At 42.3% G+C, this 15,927-nt stretch carries 22 protein-coding genes and 1 pseudogene; 8 read left to right on the top strand and 15 right to left on the bottom strand.

Annotated elements, in window-relative coordinates:
- Positions 1 to 6: 6 nt before the first annotated feature.
- The gene (gene acnA, locus QRX25_RS08835; protein ID WP_014470353.1) at positions 7 to 2,733 is read right to left on the bottom strand and encodes an aconitate hydratase AcnA; all 2,727 of its coding nucleotides are present in this window, start codon (positions 2,731 to 2,733) and stop codon (positions 7 to 9) included.
- A gap of 231 nt (positions 2,734 to 2,964) precedes the next feature.
- Between acnA and sspO the strand changes: the two genes are divergently transcribed.
- The 4 genes from sspO (at position 2,965) to QRX25_RS08815 (ending at position 4,415) form a co-directional block, all read left to right on the top strand.
- Positions 2,965 to 3,111 (top strand): small acid-soluble spore protein SspO, encoded by a 147-nt coding sequence (gene sspO / locus QRX25_RS08830; protein WP_003153982.1) that lies wholly within the window; start codon positions 2,965 to 2,967, stop codon positions 3,109 to 3,111.
- A gap of 29 nt (positions 3,112 to 3,140) precedes the next feature.
- Positions 3,141 to 3,287, top strand: a complete 147-nt coding sequence (locus QRX25_RS08825; RefSeq protein ID WP_003153984.1) for a small acid-soluble spore protein P — start codon at positions 3,141 to 3,143, stop codon at positions 3,285 to 3,287.
- Positions 3,288 to 3,381: 94 nt separating this feature from the next.
- A complete protein-coding gene (locus tag QRX25_RS08820; protein WP_115997462.1) occupies positions 3,382 to 3,753 on the top strand; it encodes an Hsp20/alpha crystallin family protein in 372 nt (123 codons plus the stop codon).
- A gap of 233 nt (positions 3,754 to 3,986) precedes the next feature.
- Entirely contained in the window at positions 3,987 to 4,415 is a 429-nt protein-coding gene (locus QRX25_RS08815; RefSeq protein ID WP_115997461.1) for a DUF2621 domain-containing protein, read from the top strand.
- Positions 4,416 to 4,442: 27 nt separating this feature from the next.
- On the opposite strand, the gene QRX25_RS08810 is transcribed toward QRX25_RS08815, so the two are convergent.
- The 3 genes from QRX25_RS08810 to QRX25_RS08800 form a co-directional block, all read right to left on the bottom strand.
- Positions 4,443 to 4,934: a CcdC family protein gene (locus QRX25_RS08810; protein ID WP_115997460.1), complete on the bottom strand. Its 492-nt coding sequence runs from the start codon at positions 4,932 to 4,934 to the stop codon at positions 4,443 to 4,445.
- Positions 4,935 to 5,013: 79 nt separating this feature from the next.
- Positions 5,014 to 5,376, bottom strand: a complete 363-nt coding sequence (locus tag QRX25_RS08805; protein ID WP_013352421.1) for a response regulator — start codon at positions 5,374 to 5,376, stop codon at positions 5,014 to 5,016.
- An 84-nt stretch (positions 5,377 to 5,460) separates the two neighbouring features.
- Positions 5,461 to 6,168, bottom strand: coding sequence for a cytochrome c biogenesis protein CcdA (locus tag QRX25_RS08800; protein WP_115997459.1), 708 nt, complete (start codon positions 6,166 to 6,168; stop codon positions 5,461 to 5,463).
- Positions 6,169 to 6,369: 201 nt separating this feature from the next.
- Between QRX25_RS08800 and QRX25_RS08795 the strand changes: the two genes are divergently transcribed.
- A complete protein-coding gene (locus tag QRX25_RS08795; RefSeq protein WP_088030684.1) occupies positions 6,370 to 6,543 on the top strand; it encodes an aspartyl-phosphate phosphatase Spo0E family protein in 174 nt (57 codons plus the stop codon).
- A gap of 73 nt (positions 6,544 to 6,616) precedes the next feature.
- Here the strand turns inward: QRX25_RS08795 and QRX25_RS08790 are convergent, their stop codons facing one another.
- The 6 genes from QRX25_RS08790 to yneA all read right to left on the bottom strand — a co-directional run bounded on the left by QRX25_RS08790 (position 6,617) and on the right by yneA (position 10,967).
- Positions 6,617 to 6,835: a YneF family protein gene (locus QRX25_RS08790; RefSeq protein WP_003153994.1), complete on the bottom strand. Its 219-nt coding sequence runs from the start codon at positions 6,833 to 6,835 to the stop codon at positions 6,617 to 6,619.
- 85 nt (positions 6,836 to 6,920) lie between these two features.
- Entirely contained in the window at positions 6,921 to 7,367 is a 447-nt protein-coding gene (gene sirA / locus QRX25_RS08785; RefSeq protein ID WP_013352418.1) for a sporulation inhibitor of replication protein SirA, read from the bottom strand.
- Positions 7,368 to 7,517: 150 nt separating this feature from the next.
- On the bottom strand, positions 7,518 to 9,521 hold the full coding sequence (tkt, locus tag QRX25_RS08780) for a transketolase (protein ID WP_115997458.1): 2,004 nt from the start codon (positions 9,519 to 9,521) through the stop codon (positions 7,518 to 7,520).
- A 166-nt stretch (positions 9,522 to 9,687) separates the two neighbouring features.
- On the bottom strand, positions 9,688 to 9,921 hold the full coding sequence (locus QRX25_RS08775; RefSeq protein ID WP_003153997.1) for a DUF896 domain-containing protein: 234 nt from the start codon (positions 9,919 to 9,921) through the stop codon (positions 9,688 to 9,690).
- Positions 9,922 to 9,989: 68 nt separating this feature from the next.
- The gene (locus QRX25_RS08770) at positions 9,990 to 10,640 is read right to left on the bottom strand and encodes a YneB family resolvase-like protein (RefSeq protein ID WP_065981568.1); all 651 of its coding nucleotides are present in this window, start codon (positions 10,638 to 10,640) and stop codon (positions 9,990 to 9,992) included.
- Positions 10,641 to 10,655: 15 nt separating this feature from the next.
- The gene (yneA, locus tag QRX25_RS08765; protein WP_071346711.1) at positions 10,656 to 10,967 is read right to left on the bottom strand and encodes a cell division suppressor protein YneA; all 312 of its coding nucleotides are present in this window, start codon (positions 10,965 to 10,967) and stop codon (positions 10,656 to 10,658) included.
- A gap of 155 nt (positions 10,968 to 11,122) precedes the next feature.
- On the opposite strand from yneA, the gene lexA reads away from it, so the two are divergent.
- Positions 11,123 to 11,743, top strand: coding sequence for a transcriptional repressor LexA (gene lexA, locus QRX25_RS08760; RefSeq protein ID WP_007611720.1), 621 nt, complete (start codon positions 11,123 to 11,125; stop codon positions 11,741 to 11,743).
- 331 nt (positions 11,744 to 12,074) lie between these two features.
- Here the strand turns inward: lexA and QRX25_RS08755 are convergent, their stop codons facing one another.
- Positions 12,075 to 12,503, bottom strand: a complete 429-nt coding sequence (locus tag QRX25_RS08755; RefSeq protein ID WP_065981566.1) for a hypothetical protein — start codon at positions 12,501 to 12,503, stop codon at positions 12,075 to 12,077.
- A gap of 154 nt (positions 12,504 to 12,657) precedes the next feature.
- Here QRX25_RS08755 and QRX25_RS08750 point away from each other — a divergent pair, with 154 nt between their 5' ends.
- Positions 12,658 to 13,107 carry a YndM family protein gene (locus QRX25_RS08750; protein ID WP_065981565.1) on the top strand — a complete coding sequence of 150 codons (450 nt, stop codon included), beginning with the start codon at positions 12,658 to 12,660 and terminating at the stop codon, positions 13,105 to 13,107.
- A gap of 27 nt (positions 13,108 to 13,134) precedes the next feature.
- Here QRX25_RS08750 and QRX25_RS08745 read toward each other — a convergent pair whose 3' ends face one another.
- The 3 genes from QRX25_RS08745 to QRX25_RS08735 all read right to left on the bottom strand — a co-directional run bounded on the left by QRX25_RS08745 (position 13,135) and on the right by QRX25_RS08735 (position 15,029).
- Complete coding sequence (locus QRX25_RS08745) at positions 13,135 to 13,965, bottom strand: prohibitin family protein (RefSeq protein WP_045505921.1); 831 nt, start codon at positions 13,963 to 13,965, stop codon at positions 13,135 to 13,137.
- Positions 13,952 to 14,101, bottom strand: a complete 150-nt coding sequence (locus QRX25_RS08740; protein WP_013352411.1) for a DUF8570 family protein — start codon at positions 14,099 to 14,101, stop codon at positions 13,952 to 13,954. The genes QRX25_RS08745 and QRX25_RS08740 overlap by 14 nt, the downstream gene beginning before the upstream one ends.
- A gap of 106 nt (positions 14,102 to 14,207) precedes the next feature.
- Complete coding sequence (locus QRX25_RS08735) at positions 14,208 to 15,029, bottom strand: poly-gamma-glutamate hydrolase family protein (protein WP_193351835.1); 822 nt, start codon at positions 15,027 to 15,029, stop codon at positions 14,208 to 14,210.
- A 197-nt stretch (positions 15,030 to 15,226) separates the two neighbouring features.
- On the opposite strand from QRX25_RS08735, the pseudogene QRX25_RS19835 reads away from it, so the two are divergent.
- Positions 15,227 to 15,309, top strand: a pseudogene (locus QRX25_RS19835) (DUF4177 domain-containing protein); the annotation flags it as partial.
- A gap of 49 nt (positions 15,310 to 15,358) precedes the next feature.
- Here QRX25_RS19835 and QRX25_RS08730 read toward each other — a convergent pair.
- Entirely contained in the window at positions 15,359 to 15,793 is a 435-nt protein-coding gene (locus tag QRX25_RS08730; protein ID WP_212101461.1) for a dUTP diphosphatase, read from the bottom strand.
- Positions 15,794 to 15,927 lie beyond the last annotated feature (134 nt).

Genomic DNA, 15,927 nt, shown 5'->3' with positions numbered 1-15,927 from the left:
ATTCTGTTACTGTTTCATTTTATCGCGAAGCACCATTTGTAAAATGCCGCCGTGGCGATAGTAATCAATTTCCACTTCACTGTCAAAACGGACAACCACTTCAAATGTTTTTACCGTACCGTCTTCACTGATTGCTCTGACAGTCAGCAAGTCGCGGGGACGTACAGTTTCATCAACATCCACCTCAATGACTTCCTTACCGGTTAAGCCCAGTGTATCTGCGTTTTCACCCTGTTTGAACTGGAGCGGCAGCACACCCATAAAGACGAGGTTGCTTCTGTGAATTCTTTCAAAGCTTTCCGCAATGACTGTTCTGATGCCAAGCAGGTTTGTTCCTTTTGCAGCCCAGTCACGTGAAGAGCCCATTCCGTAATCTTTGCCGGCTAGGACAACAAGACCCGTTTTATCATCTTTATACCGCATGCAGGCATCATAAATAGATGTCACGTCACCGCTAGGCCAGTGTGTTGTATATCCGCCTTCTGTGCCCGGTGCGATCTGGTTTTTAATGCGGATATTGGCGAATGTTCCTCTCATCATGACTTCGTGGTTTCCGCGGCGTGAGCCGTAAGAGTTAAAGTCCCGAGGAGAAACGCCTTTTTCCTGCAGGTATTTGCCCGCCGGTGTGTCTTTTCCGATTGCTCCAGCCGGAGAAATGTGGTCAGTCGTCACGGAATCGCCGAATTTGCCGACAACGCGAAGCCCTCTTAAAGGCTCAACTTTTCCGGGCTCTACAGACATTTCTTCAAAGAACGGCGGATTTTGGATATAAGTGGAATCCTGATCCCATTTATACAGTGCTTCATCCGTCGTTTCGATTTCATTCCAGCGCTGGTTGTCATCAAATACCGTTTCATACTCTTTACGGAATAATTCAGGCGTAACAGTCTGTTTAACGAGAGAATTGATTTCATCCATTGACGGCCAGATGTCATCGAAATAAACGTTTTGTCCGTCTTTTCCGACGCCGATCGGATCAGATTTTAAGTTGATATTCACAGTGCCTGCCAATGCGTACGCAACAACAAGCGGCGGTGAAGCAAGGTAGTTTCCTTTGACAAGCGGATGGATCCGGCCTTCAAAGTTTCTGTTTCCTGACAGGACAGAAGTGATCAGCAGATCATTTTTAGCGACCGCTTCTTCAATCTCAGGAGAAAGCGGGCCGGAGTTTCCGATACATGTCGTACAGCCGTAACCGACAAGGTTAAAACCGAGCTCCTTCATGTAAGGAAGCAGGCCTGAATTGACTAAGTATCCGGTAACAACCTTAGATCCCGGCGCAAGTGATGTTTTAACGTAATTCGGCACTTTCAGTCCTAATTCAACCGCTTTTTTGGCTACCAATCCGGCACCGATTAATACATAAGGATTTGATGTGTTCGTACAGCTTGTAATGGCGGCAATCGCGATAGCCCCTGTTTTCATAACTGCATCTTCGCCGCTGTTAAGTTTAAATGAGATTTCTTTGTTCTCTTCAGCAGCATCCATTCCGAATCCTTGGTTGCCTGCCGGGCTGACGAGATGTTTTTTAAACGTTTCCTGCATGACAGAGAGCGGGATTAAATCCTGCGGACGTTTCGGGCCTGAAAGGTTCGCTTCAATTTTTGACAGATCAATTTCTACAACGTCAGTAAAAATCGGCTCTTCTGCGTCAGGCGTATAGAATAAACCGTTGTTGCGGCAGTATGCTTCTACGACATCGATCTGTTCTTCTTCACGGCCGGTCAGACGCAGGTAAGAAAGTGCTTCCTCATCAACCGGGAAGAATCCGCAAGTCGCTCCGTATTCCGGCGCCATATTGGCAATAGTCGCCCGATCCGCAAGCGGAAGCTCAGCAACACCTGGGCCGAAGAATTCAACAAATTTATTGACTACGCCTTTTTCGCGCAGCACTTGAGTGACTTTCAGCGCCAAGTCAGTCGCCGTTGTACCGTTAGGCAATTTTCCGACAAGTTTCGCGCCGATGACCTCAGGAACAGGGAAATATGAAGGCTGGCCGAGCATCCCCGCTTCCGCCTCAATACCTCCGACACCCCATCCGAGAACGCCGATTCCGTTAATCATTGTTGTATGGGAATCTGTCCCCACCAAAGTATCAGGATATGTCACAAGCTCTCCGTTTTCCTCTTTCGTATGGACGACACTTGCCAAAAACTCAAGGTTTACCTGGTGAACGATACCTGTTGCAGGCGGAACAGCCTGGTAATTGTTAAACGCTTTCTTTGCCCAGCTTAAAAATTTATAACGTTCTGCATTTCTTTCGAATTCTAAGTCCATATTAATGGCTAACGCGTCTTCCGTACCGGCTTTGTCTACTTGTACGGAGTGGTCAATGACAAGGTCAACCGGAATTTCCGGATTGATTTTATCCGGATCTCCGCCGACAGAGGCCATTGCTTTTCTTAAAGATGCCAGGTCTACTACTGCCGGAACGCCGGTAAAGTCCTGAAGGATAACACGTGACGGTTTAAACGGCACATCAATATCTTTTAATTCAGCAGTACCCCATCTTGCCAAATTTTCAACATGTTCTTTTGTAATGACGCGTCCGTCTACCTGACGCAAAACGGATTCCAAAAGAACCTTAATAGAATAAGGAAGTTTTGAAACATTGCCGACGCCTGCGTCTTCCAATGCTTTTAATGAATAGTAGTTGTATGTTTTCCCATTTGAAGAAAATGTTTTTCTTGCTTGGAAAACGTCTTGTGTTGCGACTTTTTGCTGATTTGTCATTCCCCAAAATCCCCCTTCAAAGATCAAGATCGTTCTTTAGATGAATGTTCACATTGCATCACAATTTTCTCACAATTTCATCTTAGTATAAAATCATACATAAGTAAATATCAATGTTTTTATTAAATACAATAAGATCGTCTTATCATCGTGATTTTCGGTAAATTTTGTCCTATTTTACACCTCATACAACGGGCTGCAAAGAGCCATATTAATGTTGAGGTGATGATCATGGTAAAACGGAAAGCCAATCATGTAATAAACGGCATGAATGACGCGAAAAGCCAAGGCAAAGGCGCGGGTTATATAGAAAATGACCAGCTTGTCCTGACGGAAGAAGAACGGCAGAACAATAAAAAAAGAAAAACAAACCAATAGCCGTCACACCTTAAAAAGGAGGCTTTAACATGACAAATAAAAACACGAGCAAAGATATGCATAAAAATGCTCCGAAGGGCCATAATCCCGGGCAGCCGGAACCGCTAAGCGGAAGCAAAAAAGTGAAAAACCGCAACCATACAAGACAAAAACATAATACAAGCCACGATATGTAAAACAGACCTTGGTGTCTGTTTTTTTGTGCCATTCACCCATTCAAAGTGTCTGCATACGTTATAGCAAGTCTTTTTAATATGGAGGGATGCTTCCATGAATCATTCAAAAAACGCTGAAGAATTTGATGATATCGAGGAATGGCTGCGGCAGTTTTACGAGGATCCGTATGCTTGGCATGACGAGTCGCTGCCGATCGATCTATATGAAACAAGCCGTCAATATATTATTGAAGCTGACCTGACGGCGCTAAAGCCGGTGCAAGCGATGACCGTCACTCTTTCGGGACATGAATTCATGCTCTCTGTTAAAACGCTTGAACGGACGTTAAACAAACAAATGATGCTTCCTTTTTATCTGAATGACAAACATATTTTCACTGATTTCACAAACCATATTCTGACCGTCTCCATGAACAAGGAGCCAAATGAGACCCCTGCCTCTTTTTCCTTTCAATTTCCTCTTTAACATAAAAAAGCCGCTTTCATCCCTCAATGAAAGCAGCTTTTTTGTCCGTTCATATCAGTCATATACCCTCAAAGTGAAACTCCCATGGCCAAATAGCAGAATCACTATACGATAGAATATGTTCTAGCAACCGGATTGACTGGACATCTATCATTTTTTCTATTCTTTTTTTCATGTGTTCTTCTATTATGTCTTCGTTTACAATATGGTTAAAGTGAGGAGGTGGTGGAACAATGCTTGAAGGCTGGTTTATGTGGTTAATTTTATTTTGGGTCGTCGTGATGATCGGATTGCTGTCCATCGGCGGATTTTTTATGTTCCGAAAATTTTTAAAGCGCTTACCGAAAGAAGACGGCCGGTCAGAACTGGATTGGCAGGACTATTATATTGAAAAAAGCAGACACTTATGGAATGCGGATGACAAGGCGTTTTTGGATGAATTGGTCGCCCCCGTACCGGAGCTCTTTCGGGATGTAGCCAAAGCTAAAATCGCCGGAAAAATCGGTGAACTTTCCTTACAGGAGGAAGCTGAACGAATCAACCTGGATTTAATCATCAGGGGTTACATTCTGGCTACTCCTAAGCGGGATCATCAATTTTTAAAAAAGCATCTCCGCGAAAAACAGATTGATCTTACGCCTTATCAAACCCTGCTCAAATAAAAAACCTTTCCGGCGGACGGAAAGGTTTTAATTCATCTGAATATCAGCGGTCTTCAGTTCATTGGAAAGTTTGCGGTACGACATAAACATCGCGATGCGCCACGGGACAATCATTCCGAACGCCAGAATCCAAAACATTCCGCTTAAAGCTCCATAATCAATCGTCGTGCTCAAAATGGATTTCATAGCGATTCTGATAACCAGCAGACCAATCAGGATAAATACAAATGCTTTTGACCGTTTTAAATAAATTTCATTATTTTTAATCTCAAATTTAGATGTTTTTATCAGAAAAATAGAGAAGATCACGCCCAGCGTAATGGCCTCCAAAAATTCTTCGCCCGTCACTCTGAAGATCGGAAAAAGAAACATAAGCGCTCCCGTACTCATAAAAATCGGCGGGAGAATTATTTTTTTAGGAGAAGCGGGCTTGTCGGAGGATTTAATCCTGACGATCATCACGCAAATTGCCATAACCGCTGCAATAACGGATGAAATTATAATCATCATCTTTATCATTCCTTTGCTTGCACGGAGTTTGATACTATATACTATACTCCAAAAACATAAAAAAAACCAATTTGAAAAGAAAACACGTTTACGTTCCCGTTACCCTGCCTACGGCCTCCAGCACTTTAGAAGCTTCAAACGGTTTAACGATAAAGTCTTTAGCGCCTAATTCAATCGCTTCCAGAACAATCCGCTGCTGCCGCATGGCGGTGCACATGATGACATGGGCTTTCGGGTCAAAAGCTAAAATATCCTGCAGCGCCTGTATACCATTTTTGACCGGCATGGTAATATCCATTGTCACCAGGTCGGGACGTATTTTTTGATATACCGCCAGGGCTTCCTCGCCGTCAGCCGCTTCTCCGGCCACTATGTAATTCGCCGATTCCAGAATTTCTCTGATTTTCACCCTCATGAACTTGGCGTCATCTACAACTAAAACTCGTGTCATATTCCCCTCCACATATTTAACATTAACTAGTCTTATTGTACCAAAAACGAAAGGGTATATAATAGTTCAAAAGTTATCATTCCGTTACAGCCCCTTAAACCCTCCGAAAAGATTTGACAGAACGATCAGGATATAGCTCATCCAGTTAAAAAACAGCATAATTCCAATGACAATCATAAGGATGCCCCCGGTTCTCATGATAAGCAGCTGGTGCTTACGAATCCAATTCATTCTGGTAATAAAAAATGAAAGGACAAGAAAAGGAATCGCAAATCCGAGAACATATAAAAACATATATGGTACTGCTGAAGAAGGATTTGTACCGGCCAGCGAAAAAACGGCTCCTAAAATAGGCCCGCTGCACGGCGACCAGCCGGCTGCAAACGCAAGACCGATCAGAACGGACCCGATAAACCCCTCCGGCCTGTGCTTAAAGTGAATGCGCCGCTCTTTCATCATGAATTTCGGCTGAAACACTCCGGCAGTAATCAGCCCGAAAAGGATCAGCATAATAGCGCCGAACTGGCGGATCGCTTCATGATAATGGGTAAAAAAACTGCCGATAAACGAGGTTCCGTACCCCAATGCAATAAAAATCACGGAGAAACCGAGCAAAAAACAAAGTGTATGCATGAGTCCCCGCTTTTGCAGCATCACCTTTTCTGTTTTAACCTCGTCCATGCTGACACCAGTTATGTACGACAAAAAAGCGGGATACAGCGGCAGACAGCATGGAGAAATGAAAGACAGAAACCCTGCCCCGAATGTCAGAAAGTAATTAAAACTCACGATGACACACTCCTTTCAAGTTATGACAAAATCATTTCATTTTTTTAACACTTTCCTGAGAAGGATTACTTTTTATAGAAAAAGCTTATATAATTTAATTTGACATCAAGATATTATAATCCTTCTTATTTGAAAAACAGTATAAATGTGGATATAATAATAGAAACTCAGGTGAAAGATTTATGTATGAAAGGATATATCCCTGTGATTAGAGAGCATCTATTAAATGAAATTGAAAAAAAACGGGCAGAGCTGCTTAAAATCGTCATGTCAAACGGAATGACATCAAACATTACGATAGAACTCAGCCAGGAGCTTGACCACCTTCTCATACAATATCAAAAGGAACTGCACACCGGCAGTTGGGGTGAAACATGACGCCAAAATAAAAAACCCTCTCCGGGTTTTTTATTTTTATAACCATGTATCTCTATATCATAATCTTTACGTATTATTTCGCTTGATTATTCATGGCTTTCATCATTTGATTAATTTTCTTTTGAGAAGGTTTCATTCCCATTTGCATCATCATCATGCGTAACATTTGTTCATTAATAGGCGGATTCTTTTTCAAATAGCTCATCATATATTTACGAGCAATAAAAAACCCGAGTGCAACACCTATGAGCAATGCGACAACGCCCACTAGGATGCCAACCCATAAAGTCATTTTATTTCCTCCTTCATGTTGTCTAGTTTAAAGTGTACTAAACCAAAGGCTATTATACAACATTTACATCTCTTTTTCCTCGATTTTAGACAAAATTTCTTTCTCTGACCGGATTTAACCACCCGTAGCGCCTTGTCTTAAAATCCATCGCAAGAAAACAGGGGCTGATTTTACGCAGAATCTCAAAGAAAATCGTTTCCGCCTCATAATCTCCCGAAGCCGCAATCTCAATTAAGCTGTCTTTCATCATGAAGGTGGCGCGGCCCTTTTCACGGGGCAGTGTAAGCCGGTAAATTGAATCCAAACGGCTGTAACTCATACGGTTTAAATGAAGCTGGAGATGCTGATGCATATGTATTACCGGAATCGGCTCTGTTATATATTGAACTTGCTTTTTTGTCATTTGATATTCTTGGGGTGTCAGATTTGTCCAATGATAGTCTCGAAACAATTCAAACATAGCGGTTTCCCGTCCGAAGTAGTGGTTCGCAAACTCATCCTTAATCAGGTGTGTATAGTAATGACGTTCCATTTCCTCATCCCCTTTTACAGCGCTTCTTATTGCTTTCTATTATACAAAAGGAGAAAAGAAAGAATTGTCTATTACTGTTACGGCGCCACTTCTATTTTTGTCGTATAAACAGGAAAAAGAGGATGATTTGACTCATCCTCTTTTGTCTTCTTATTTGTTTAGCAGTTTTTTCACGCGGCCAGCCACGTTTTCTGCAGTGAACCCGTATTCTTTCATAATTGTTTCTCCCGGAGCTGAAGCGCCGAAACGGTCAATTGCGAGAACGTCTCCTTCAAGACCGGTAAATTTGCCCCATCCGAAGCTTGATCCCATTTCAATCGCAAGACGTTTCGTTACGTTCGGAGGAAGTACGCTGTTTTTGTACTCAGCCGATTGTTTTTCGAAGCGGTCCCAGCTCGGCATGCTGACTACAGATACGTGAACGTTTTCTTCAGCAAGCTTCGCCTGAGCTTCAATCGCGAGTCCGACTTCAGAACCCGTCGCTAAAAGAAGTGCGTCCGGTGAATCCGTTTGTGCTTTGGAAACGATATAAGCCCCTTTTTCCACTCCGGCATACGCTTCTTCAGGCTGCTGATCAATTGTCGGCAGGTTTTGGCGTGTCAATACAAGAGCTGTCGGGTGATCCTGGCTTTGAACGGCAAGCTTCCACGCAGCTGCGGTTTCATTTCCGTCAGCAGGTCTGATCACAGAAAGGTTAGGAAGTGCGCGTAAAGAAGCAAGCTGCTCAATCGGTTCGTGAGTCGGTCCGTCTTCTCCTACGGCAATACTGTCATGCGTAAATACATAAGTGACAGGCAGCCCCATTAATGACGCCAGACGAATAGCAGGTCTTAAATAGTCAGAGAACACAAAGAATGTGCCGCCGAATACGCGGAGGCCGCCGTGAAGCGCCATTCCGTTTAAAGCAGCGCCCATCGCGAATTCACGGACCCCGAACCAGAAGTTTTTCCCGGCGTAGTCTTTGGCTGTGAAGTCTCCTGCATTTTTGATTGTCGTTTTGTTTGAACCCGCAAGGTCAGCAGATCCCCCGACAAAGAAAGGAATTTTCTTAGCGATGCCGTTCAGCACCTCACCTGAAGATGCGCGGGAAGCAAGACTGCTGCCTTTTTCATAAACGGGAACTTCCTGATCCCAATCTTTCGGAAGCTCGCCTTTGATGCCGAGTGACAGCTGTTCAGCAAGCTCAGGATATTTTTCTTGATAAGCCGCGAACAGTTCATTCCATTCCTGTTCTTTTTTCGAGCCGGCTTCTTTTACAGCTTGGTTGAAATGCGCGTATACTTCTTCCGGAACATAAAAATCTTCTTCAAATGTCCAAGCGTACGCTTCTTTCGTCAGCTTGCTCTCTTCTTGTCCTAATGGAGCGCCGTGAACGCCAGATGTACCCGCGCGGTTTGGAGAACCGAAACCGATTGTGGTCTTCACTTCAATTAAAGTCGGTTTTTTATCATTCTGGCGCGCTTTTTCAATTGCAGCCGTCAATTCAGCGATGTTGTTTCCGTCCTCAACATAAAGGACTTCCCAGTTCATTGCTTCAAAACGCTGTTTTACATTTTCAGAGAAAGAACGGTCTAAATCACCGTCTAAGGAAATATCATTAGAATCGTATAATACGATCAGGCGGCCTAATTCCAGATGGCCTGCTAGAGAAGCTGCTTCAGAAGAAATGCCTTCCATCAAATCGCCGTCTCCGCAAATACTGTATGTATAATGATCAACTACGTTGAATGAATCACGGTTATATGTTTCAGCCAGATGGCGTTCTGCGATTGCCATTCCCACTGCCATCGCGATACCCTGTCCGAGAGGCCCGGTTGTTGCGTCTACTCCTGCTGTATGCCCGAACTCCGGATGCCCCGGTGTTTTGCTGCCCCATTGACGGAACTGTTTCAGATCATCAATGCTGAGTTCATATCCGCTTAAATGCAGCATGCTGTATAAAAGCATTGAACCGTGTCCTGCTGATAAAACAAAACGGTCGCGGTTAAACCAGCCTGGATTCTGCGGATTCACATTCATAAATTTCGTCCACAGCGTGTAAGCCATCGGAGCGGCTCCCATCGGCATGCCCGGGTGTCCGGAATTAGCTTTTTCAATTGCGTCTATAGACAGTGTACGTATGGTGGCAACTGATTTCTTTTCAATTGTATCCATTATAATCCCCTTCCTTATTGTTGTACCTTTTCATCATAAAGCGATGATGACTTTTTCTCAACTCTTTCAGCTTAAATTTGAGATAAACTTGTTGAAAATTGTCGTAAAGCACAGTCTGATATTAGTATATACGAAAAAAGAATACGTATTGCCGTATTCTTTCTGTTTAATGAAGATTATTTTTCTGTTGTTCCCTTTTTAATTTTTCAGGAGTGACATCATTACCTTCCGGATCAATAACTTTTACGCTCTTAAGCGTATTTTTCATTGAAGAACGGAATCCTTTCAAATACTCTTGGCGAAGCTTTTGCTGTTCGGCTTTTTCCTCATCCGTTATCGTGTTTGATTTAGCTTTTTGAGCCAATTCGTTTATTCTCGCGATTTTTTCTTTAGAAATCATAATAAGCTCCTTTGGTGCGTGTTGATTATATACTACTAAAACGTAATCGTTTTTACAACTGATGCACGTCAGCTGCCTTCGCTGTCTGCGGTATATTCCTGAAAACGCCGGTGAACCGTGGCTTTGGACACATCATAGCCAAATCCTCTTAAGGTGGCTGCGATTTCTGCAAAGGTGAGCTTGTTGGCTCTCAGCCTGACAATTTCCGAAACCGGAACCTCTTTTTTTTCTTTGCCGCTGTTTTCATGCCTGTTTTTCAGATTCCGTTCAGGTTTATAACCGTTTTTTACGGCTCTTTTCATTCCCCGCCGTATCTTCATATTGTGAATTTTTCTTTGATATTCCTCTACAATACTGACGATTTCGAGTACCATCGTATCAGCTTCGGAAAGCTCCAGCTCGCCCTTATGAGCCATCGTATATATTTTTACGTTTTCCCTGTAAATACAATGCAAAAGCGCGATCTTGGCGTTTCCTCTTCCCAGCCTTGTTTCGTCCTGCACCAATATCGCGTCAATATGTGATTTTTTAATATCATCAAGCATTTCAAATACTCCGTCGCGGTCCATTTCGTAACCGCTGGCTTTCTCAGAAATGACTTTTACGACTTCCATGCCGTTTGCCGCAGCGATCTCACTAAGCTCCTCTTCCTGTCTTTTTAAAGACGTTTGCTGCTGTTCTTTGTTTGTGCTAACCCTGGCATAAATGAGCGCCTTCATTTCTCTCTTTCCTCTCTAATTGACAATGGCCAGCTGATATACGGCCGGATGCTTCTTCTTAACCGGAAGAATAAGTTCGTCTCCGGGCTTTATATCAGCAGTTTGGAGATGATTATTCTCCGTCACCCACTCAATGAACTCTTCCTTATTAATATTTTTCTTTTCTGCTACATGATCCGCAAGTGACCAGAGAGTATCGCCGTCCTGAACCTTTATTTTAACATATTGGCTGAGCGTCTGATCATTCCCCGCACATGAAACAAGTAAAATAGCGGCACTTAAAATCGCAGTAAACAGTCCGACAAATATGATAGATTCCTTCGCCATTTATACAACCTCCGATAAGAATGTTTGTTCGCTTTTTATATCTTTCAGTATATACGAACAAACGTTTCTGTCAATCGTTTTTTCGAACCTATGTTTGTACTGTCAGGAAAATCATGCTATAATCTACTTAAAATCGACGTTTTGAGGTGCGAAATATGACGAAGCTATCAAAAAGGCAGCTTGATATCCTGCGTTTTATTAAAGAAGAGGTAAAAACGAAAGGATATCCGCCTTCTGTAAGAGAGATAGGAGAAGCAGTAGGACTGGCTTCCAGTTCAACCGTGCACGGACATTTGGCACGGCTGGAGACAAAAGGCCTGATCAGACGGGACCCTACTAAACCGAGGGCCATTGAGGTATTGGATGAAGAAGAAGTTCAAATTCCGAAAAGCCAGGTCGTAAATGTTCCGGTAATCGGGAAAGTGACGGCGGGTATTCCGATTACGGCTGTTGAAAATATCGATGAGTATTTTCCGCTTCCTGACCGGATGGTTCCTCCGGGCGAACATGTATTTATGTTAGAAATCATGGGAGAAAGTATGATTGACGCCGGCATTTTTGACAAAGATTATGTCATTGTCAAACAGCAGAACACGGCTAATAACGGGGAAATCGTGGTGGCTATGACCGAAGATGATGAAGCGACGGTCAAGCGCTTCTATAAAGAGGACAATTATGTGCGGCTGCAGCCGGAAAATCCGACGATGGAACCGATTATCCTGCAAAACGTAAGCATTTTAGGGAAAGTCATCGGCGTATTCAGAGCCGTCCATTAATTCTATTAAACTTTATTTATCGTAAAACCCCTCACATAGGGGTTTTTCTTTTGCATAAAAAAGAGCAGGTTCGCCCTGGCTTGGAAACGAACCCGCTAAGGAGGAAAAACTTACATCATGCTTACATTCTTATTATCCGACATCTGACTTTTGAAGTCAACAAATAATGTTTCCCTAAAGAAACTTTTTATATAATTTTCGGGCTGAATTTGTTTATGTCATCTTTATTTTGGGCGGGCGGATCAAATCTATATATGAATATTTAGTACATAGTACAATGTGTATCGAATATGCGTAAAAAATCCCGCTTCTTTTTAGCGGGTATCTATTTTTAATCAAAATGATAATATTCGACGCCGTATAACCCTTTAATATAGACAGGTTCACAGATGTTTGAAGAGCTTTCAATCAGAATCCTGTATTTGTGATACGGGTCAATTGATTTTTTATCCTGTGCACTGAGGTTTAACCAGCTGCCGCTGTAGCTTTTAGAACTTAATGTATAAAAATTTCCGTTCAGCGCCATCCGCTGGAGTTTCATGTTTAAACCGCATGAAGAGTTGTTCATTATGGTGAACTTGTATCCTAAAAAGTAATCGTCAGCTGATACAGTCCCCGGATTTTCAATATAAAACTCTTTTGCATTTCCCTCTAATGTGAAGCTCGTTTTTGATCCGAATTCAGTGGTAGCCGCTTTGGCTGAGTGTATTCCGCAAAAACATAATAAAAAAACAGCAATACATATCCAGCACCTTTTCAATTTGCATCCCCCTTTTTACATATTTTAACTTGTGAATACAATGACGTCTATCCATATTTTATTAAATCGCATACTTTATAACCACAATATACCAGTTTAAAAATTTTTGGATTGCCTACAATGAAGACTAAACGAAATAACGAAGGTGGTTCAAATGAAACACGTAATTGCTTTCGCTTCTAAAACAGCGCTCACACTTGCTTTGCTGTACATTGTTCTGGATCTTATGTACCAAGTAACTTTTTTAAACGTTCTGTTTATTACATTGATCTTGAGTTTGATCACTTATTTTGCGGGCGATTACATGATTCTGCCGAGAACAAGCAATTTCACAGCTGCTGCAGCTGATTTCGGAATTTCATTCATTATATTATGGATATTCCTTATGAACATTGGCGGTTTTAATGTTTCTCCTGCCGCGGCATCGGTTATTTCTGCACTTTGCCTTACTGTTTTTGAGGCATTTTTTCACCGGTATTTGCAGCAATATGTGCTTCCTGAAGATTATCCGGCCACAACAGAGACAGACAGCACGCTATTGAGCTATCAAACCGAGGCGTCTGAAGAGTTAATGCCGGAAAAGGATCCTCAGGAAAAAACATAAAAAGGAGGCATTCGCCTCCTTTTCTTTTTATTTTTGCTTCTGATCGTCCAGCGGCAGCTGCAGCAGTGAGTCTGTGCCTGTCGCTTTCGGCGTTTTTCCGTCCCATTTTTCAATCCATTTATATTTGATCATTTCATCAGACATTGATTTTTTTATAATTTCGTTATAATCAGCGATCCCTTCCGCTTCAATTTTTTTCTTTTTCGCTTCGGCTTCGGCTATTTTAATTTCAGTTTGTGTCCGTTCAAGCTCCTGTGAAGACTTCACCCTTGCATCAATGGCTTCCTGTGTGGCTTTATCCGGCTTCGGTACGCCAAGCGTCAGATCATCAATTAAAAATCCGAGATTCTTCATATCATCAGCAAATCTTTTTTGAACATCTGCAGCGGCTTCCGCAGATTTTTGCCCGTATGTGTCAATAACCGAGTATTTGCTGATTGATTTTCGCGCCGCGTCCCACAGCCTTGTTTTTAAATATGTATTTTCAATCGTTTCAACGTCTACCGCCCCGAATTTGTTAAACAGATCCACTACTTTGTCAGGCTGAACGACATAGTTATAAGCAATATCCATTTCAATATTTTTACCGTCTGAAGTTGCCACTTTTATATTTTCATTATTCACTGTCTGCATACGCACCGGATATTCCGTTACTTTATTAAATAGACCGACTAAGTGCCAGCCTTGGTCCAATGTTTCGGATTTTACCCCGCCGTTCGGTGAATATACAACCCCGACATAACCATTCGGTATTTTTTCAATGAAAAGTGACGCTGTAACGCCCGCAATCAAAAGGGCTGCGCCTATTATCACACCGCCGAGTATTTTTTTTGTGTTTCTCCGCTTATTTTCGCTCATGCTGGTCTTCTTCCTCCCATGACTTTTTAAATTTTTTGGCTTTGCTTCCCACTTGTTTAAAGATAGGACTCAGCATCAGCCATAAACCGAACCCGATAATGACAAGAAGAATGATAGACCCGATCATCACTTTCATTTGCCCACCTCTTTTCTTTCACCCTGTCAGTTATGTATACGATCTTAAGAACTTAAAGTTTCATAAATTTCAAAAGAAAAAGCTCCGCCACCCAAATGCGGCGTGCTTATTTATAATTGTCACTGATAAAATCAGAAATCGTTTTTGTGAATTGGTAAAAGGTATTGTTCTGTGTGGACGCTCTGCTTTTCAGCGTAAAGGTATCAAATAGTGATTTTCTGAAGCCGGTGCTCATTTCGATTTGAATACTCAACCCGGATGAAGAATGATTGGCAAGGTTGTTCGGACTGACGCCTGCATACTTATCATTTGTGTCGAGAAAAACGGCTGGATACCCATGCCCTTTCAGCACATCTGTCAAAAGTTCGGCCCGTGCTCTGTCTGTACCGCCGATTTTTATCTTTTTATCGACGCTGCCGTAGCCGTGCAAAGAAATGACATTTGAGTGCTCTTTCACCATTTGAACAGCCCTAGGTTCGTCAAAATGCGAACTGGTCAAATGCAAATCAGCATTACCGGCTGATTTTAATCCTTCAAATAAATACAGGCTCCGGTTTTCGGCAATTTCTCTGGCTAACTCACTGGTCCCCGGCTCTATGCCTCCGCCGTGTATGGCTAATATGAGAACAGAAGGGTCATGCTCTTTCGTTGAAATGGAATAAACAGAGGGGTTCTCATGCAGCTTTAATTCCTCGAAACTGCCGTAAGTATCTGAAGCGGCATCAGCCCGTAAAAACGGCAGAAGCAAAAACGATAAAATTAAAACTAAAATTCCTTTTTTGGTTATTGATGGCAATTGTATGTTTATGTTACAATACAAATGCTTCAGCCTTTGAAGCGAACGGCAGAACAGGGTGACTTTGGACGGTTTCTTCTGCTCTGCCTCTTTGCCAGCAGCTCGGTTTTCTCTTCTAACCCTTTTTTTCATAACATCATCCTTTCTTTTATTTACACTTTTGTCACAATATTATATACCTTGGACAAGACCTCCGTTCATCTTAAAGAATAAAAACATCAGAGCAACCTCCATCCTTTACGTAAAAAAGTCTTTCCGTTCAGAAAGACGGAATGCTTACATGATAAACATGAAACCTTCTCCCTTTGTTCCGTATAAAAATAAGAGTGCGGCTGGTTCAAATATTTGCTCCCAGCATGACGGATATGGGGCAGCGGCTTATTTCGAAATTATATTTGAACGTGCCATATGACTTTTTATTTCCATAGAAAAAAGACTGCCGTTGAGCAGTCTTTTTTCATTTATTTTGTGCCTGTTGATCCCAGTCCGCCGCGGTCCTTGTTCCCGAGCTTATCTACTTCGATCAGCTCCACTTGAGGCATTTTCTTCATGATTCTGAATTGGCAGATCCGCTCTCCTTTGGCTATGACGGTATCCCGAAGTGCGTATGCAGGAAAAAACCAGAAATCATTGTCGCCTTTATAGGATTCATCAATGACACCCATTGAATTTGTCTGAATAATACCGAAATGCTTATAGGTACTTGAACGCGGAACGACATGGGCCTCGTATCCTTCCGGCAGCTCCATCGCAACTCCCAGCGGAATAAGTTTGAATTCATCTTTTTTGATTGTTATATCCTCTGCTGCCCGGAGATCAATCCAATCGCCCTGTTCAATTTTACTGATTCTCGTTTGTGTATCATCTGAATATTTAATTTTGATTTGTAAAGTCATGTTCGCTGCTCCTTTTGATTTCCTATTTCAGTCGTATTTATGACCAATCCGTGCCCCATTATACCATTTAATGTTGCTTTTTGAAGCCAGAGCAGCTGAAGAAAGATTAACCGTGAGGAAAAGAAAATGCAGAA

The organism is Bacillus sp. L381 (genome assembly GCF_030284525.1).
GTDB lineage: Bacteria > Bacillota > Bacilli > Bacillales > Bacillaceae > Bacillus > Bacillus amyloliquefaciens.
This window is presented reverse-complemented; position numbering and strand designations above follow the sequence as displayed.

What these genes read in the sequence shown, in the direction of transcription:
- QRX25_RS08805 (WP_013352421.1), bottom strand. Translation starts at nt 5,376, where the DNA reads ATGACACGAGTTTTAGTTGTAGATGACGCCAAGTTCATGAGGGTGAAA.
- QRX25_RS08735 (WP_193351835.1), bottom strand. Translation starts at nt 15,029, where the DNA reads ATGAAAAAAAGGGTTAGAAGAGAAAACCGAGCTGCTGGCAAAGAGGCA.
- QRX25_RS08740 (WP_013352411.1), bottom strand. Translation starts at nt 14,101, where the DNA reads ATGAAAGTGATGATCGGGTCTATCATTCTTCTTGTCATTATCGGGTTC.
- QRX25_RS08770 (WP_065981568.1), bottom strand. Translation starts at nt 10,640, where the DNA reads ATGAAGGCGCTCATTTATGCCAGGGTTAGCACAAACAAAGAACAGCAG.
- acnA (WP_014470353.1), bottom strand. Translation starts at nt 2,733, where the DNA reads ATGACAAATCAGCAAAAAGTCGCAACACAAGACGTTTTCCAAGCAAGA.
- tkt (WP_115997458.1), bottom strand. Translation starts at nt 9,521, where the DNA reads ATGGATACAATTGAAAAGAAATCAGTTGCCACCATACGTACACTGTCT.
- QRX25_RS08775 (WP_003153997.1), bottom strand. Translation starts at nt 9,921, where the DNA reads ATGATTTCTAAAGAAAAAATCGCGAGAATAAACGAATTGGCTCAAAAA.
- QRX25_RS08820 (WP_115997462.1), top strand. Translation starts at nt 3,382, where the DNA reads ATGAATCATTCAAAAAACGCTGAAGAATTTGATGATATCGAGGAATGG.
- QRX25_RS08815 (WP_115997461.1), top strand. Translation starts at nt 3,987, where the DNA reads ATGCTTGAAGGCTGGTTTATGTGGTTAATTTTATTTTGGGTCGTCGTG.
- QRX25_RS08810 (WP_115997460.1), bottom strand. Translation starts at nt 4,934, where the DNA reads ATGATAAAGATGATGATTATAATTTCATCCGTTATTGCAGCGGTTATG.
- QRX25_RS08790 (WP_003153994.1), bottom strand. Translation starts at nt 6,835, where the DNA reads ATGACTTTATGGGTTGGCATCCTAGTGGGCGTTGTCGCATTGCTCATA.
- QRX25_RS08730 (WP_212101461.1), bottom strand. Translation starts at nt 15,793, where the DNA reads ATGACTTTACAAATCAAAATTAAATATTCAGATGATACACAAACGAGA.
- sspO (WP_003153982.1), top strand. Translation starts at nt 2,965, where the DNA reads ATGGTAAAACGGAAAGCCAATCATGTAATAAACGGCATGAATGACGCG.
- sirA (WP_013352418.1), bottom strand. Translation starts at nt 7,367, where the DNA reads ATGGAACGTCATTACTATACACACCTGATTAAGGATGAGTTTGCGAAC.
- yneA (WP_071346711.1), bottom strand. Translation starts at nt 10,967, where the DNA reads ATGGCGAAGGAATCTATCATATTTGTCGGACTGTTTACTGCGATTTTA.
- lexA (WP_007611720.1), top strand. Translation starts at nt 11,123, where the DNA reads ATGACGAAGCTATCAAAAAGGCAGCTTGATATCCTGCGTTTTATTAAA.
- QRX25_RS08745 (WP_045505921.1), bottom strand. Translation starts at nt 13,965, where the DNA reads ATGAGCGAAAATAAGCGGAGAAACACAAAAAAAATACTCGGCGGTGTG.
- QRX25_RS08750 (WP_065981565.1), top strand. Translation starts at nt 12,658, where the DNA reads ATGAAACACGTAATTGCTTTCGCTTCTAAAACAGCGCTCACACTTGCT.
- QRX25_RS08825 (WP_003153984.1), top strand. Translation starts at nt 3,141, where the DNA reads ATGACAAATAAAAACACGAGCAAAGATATGCATAAAAATGCTCCGAAG.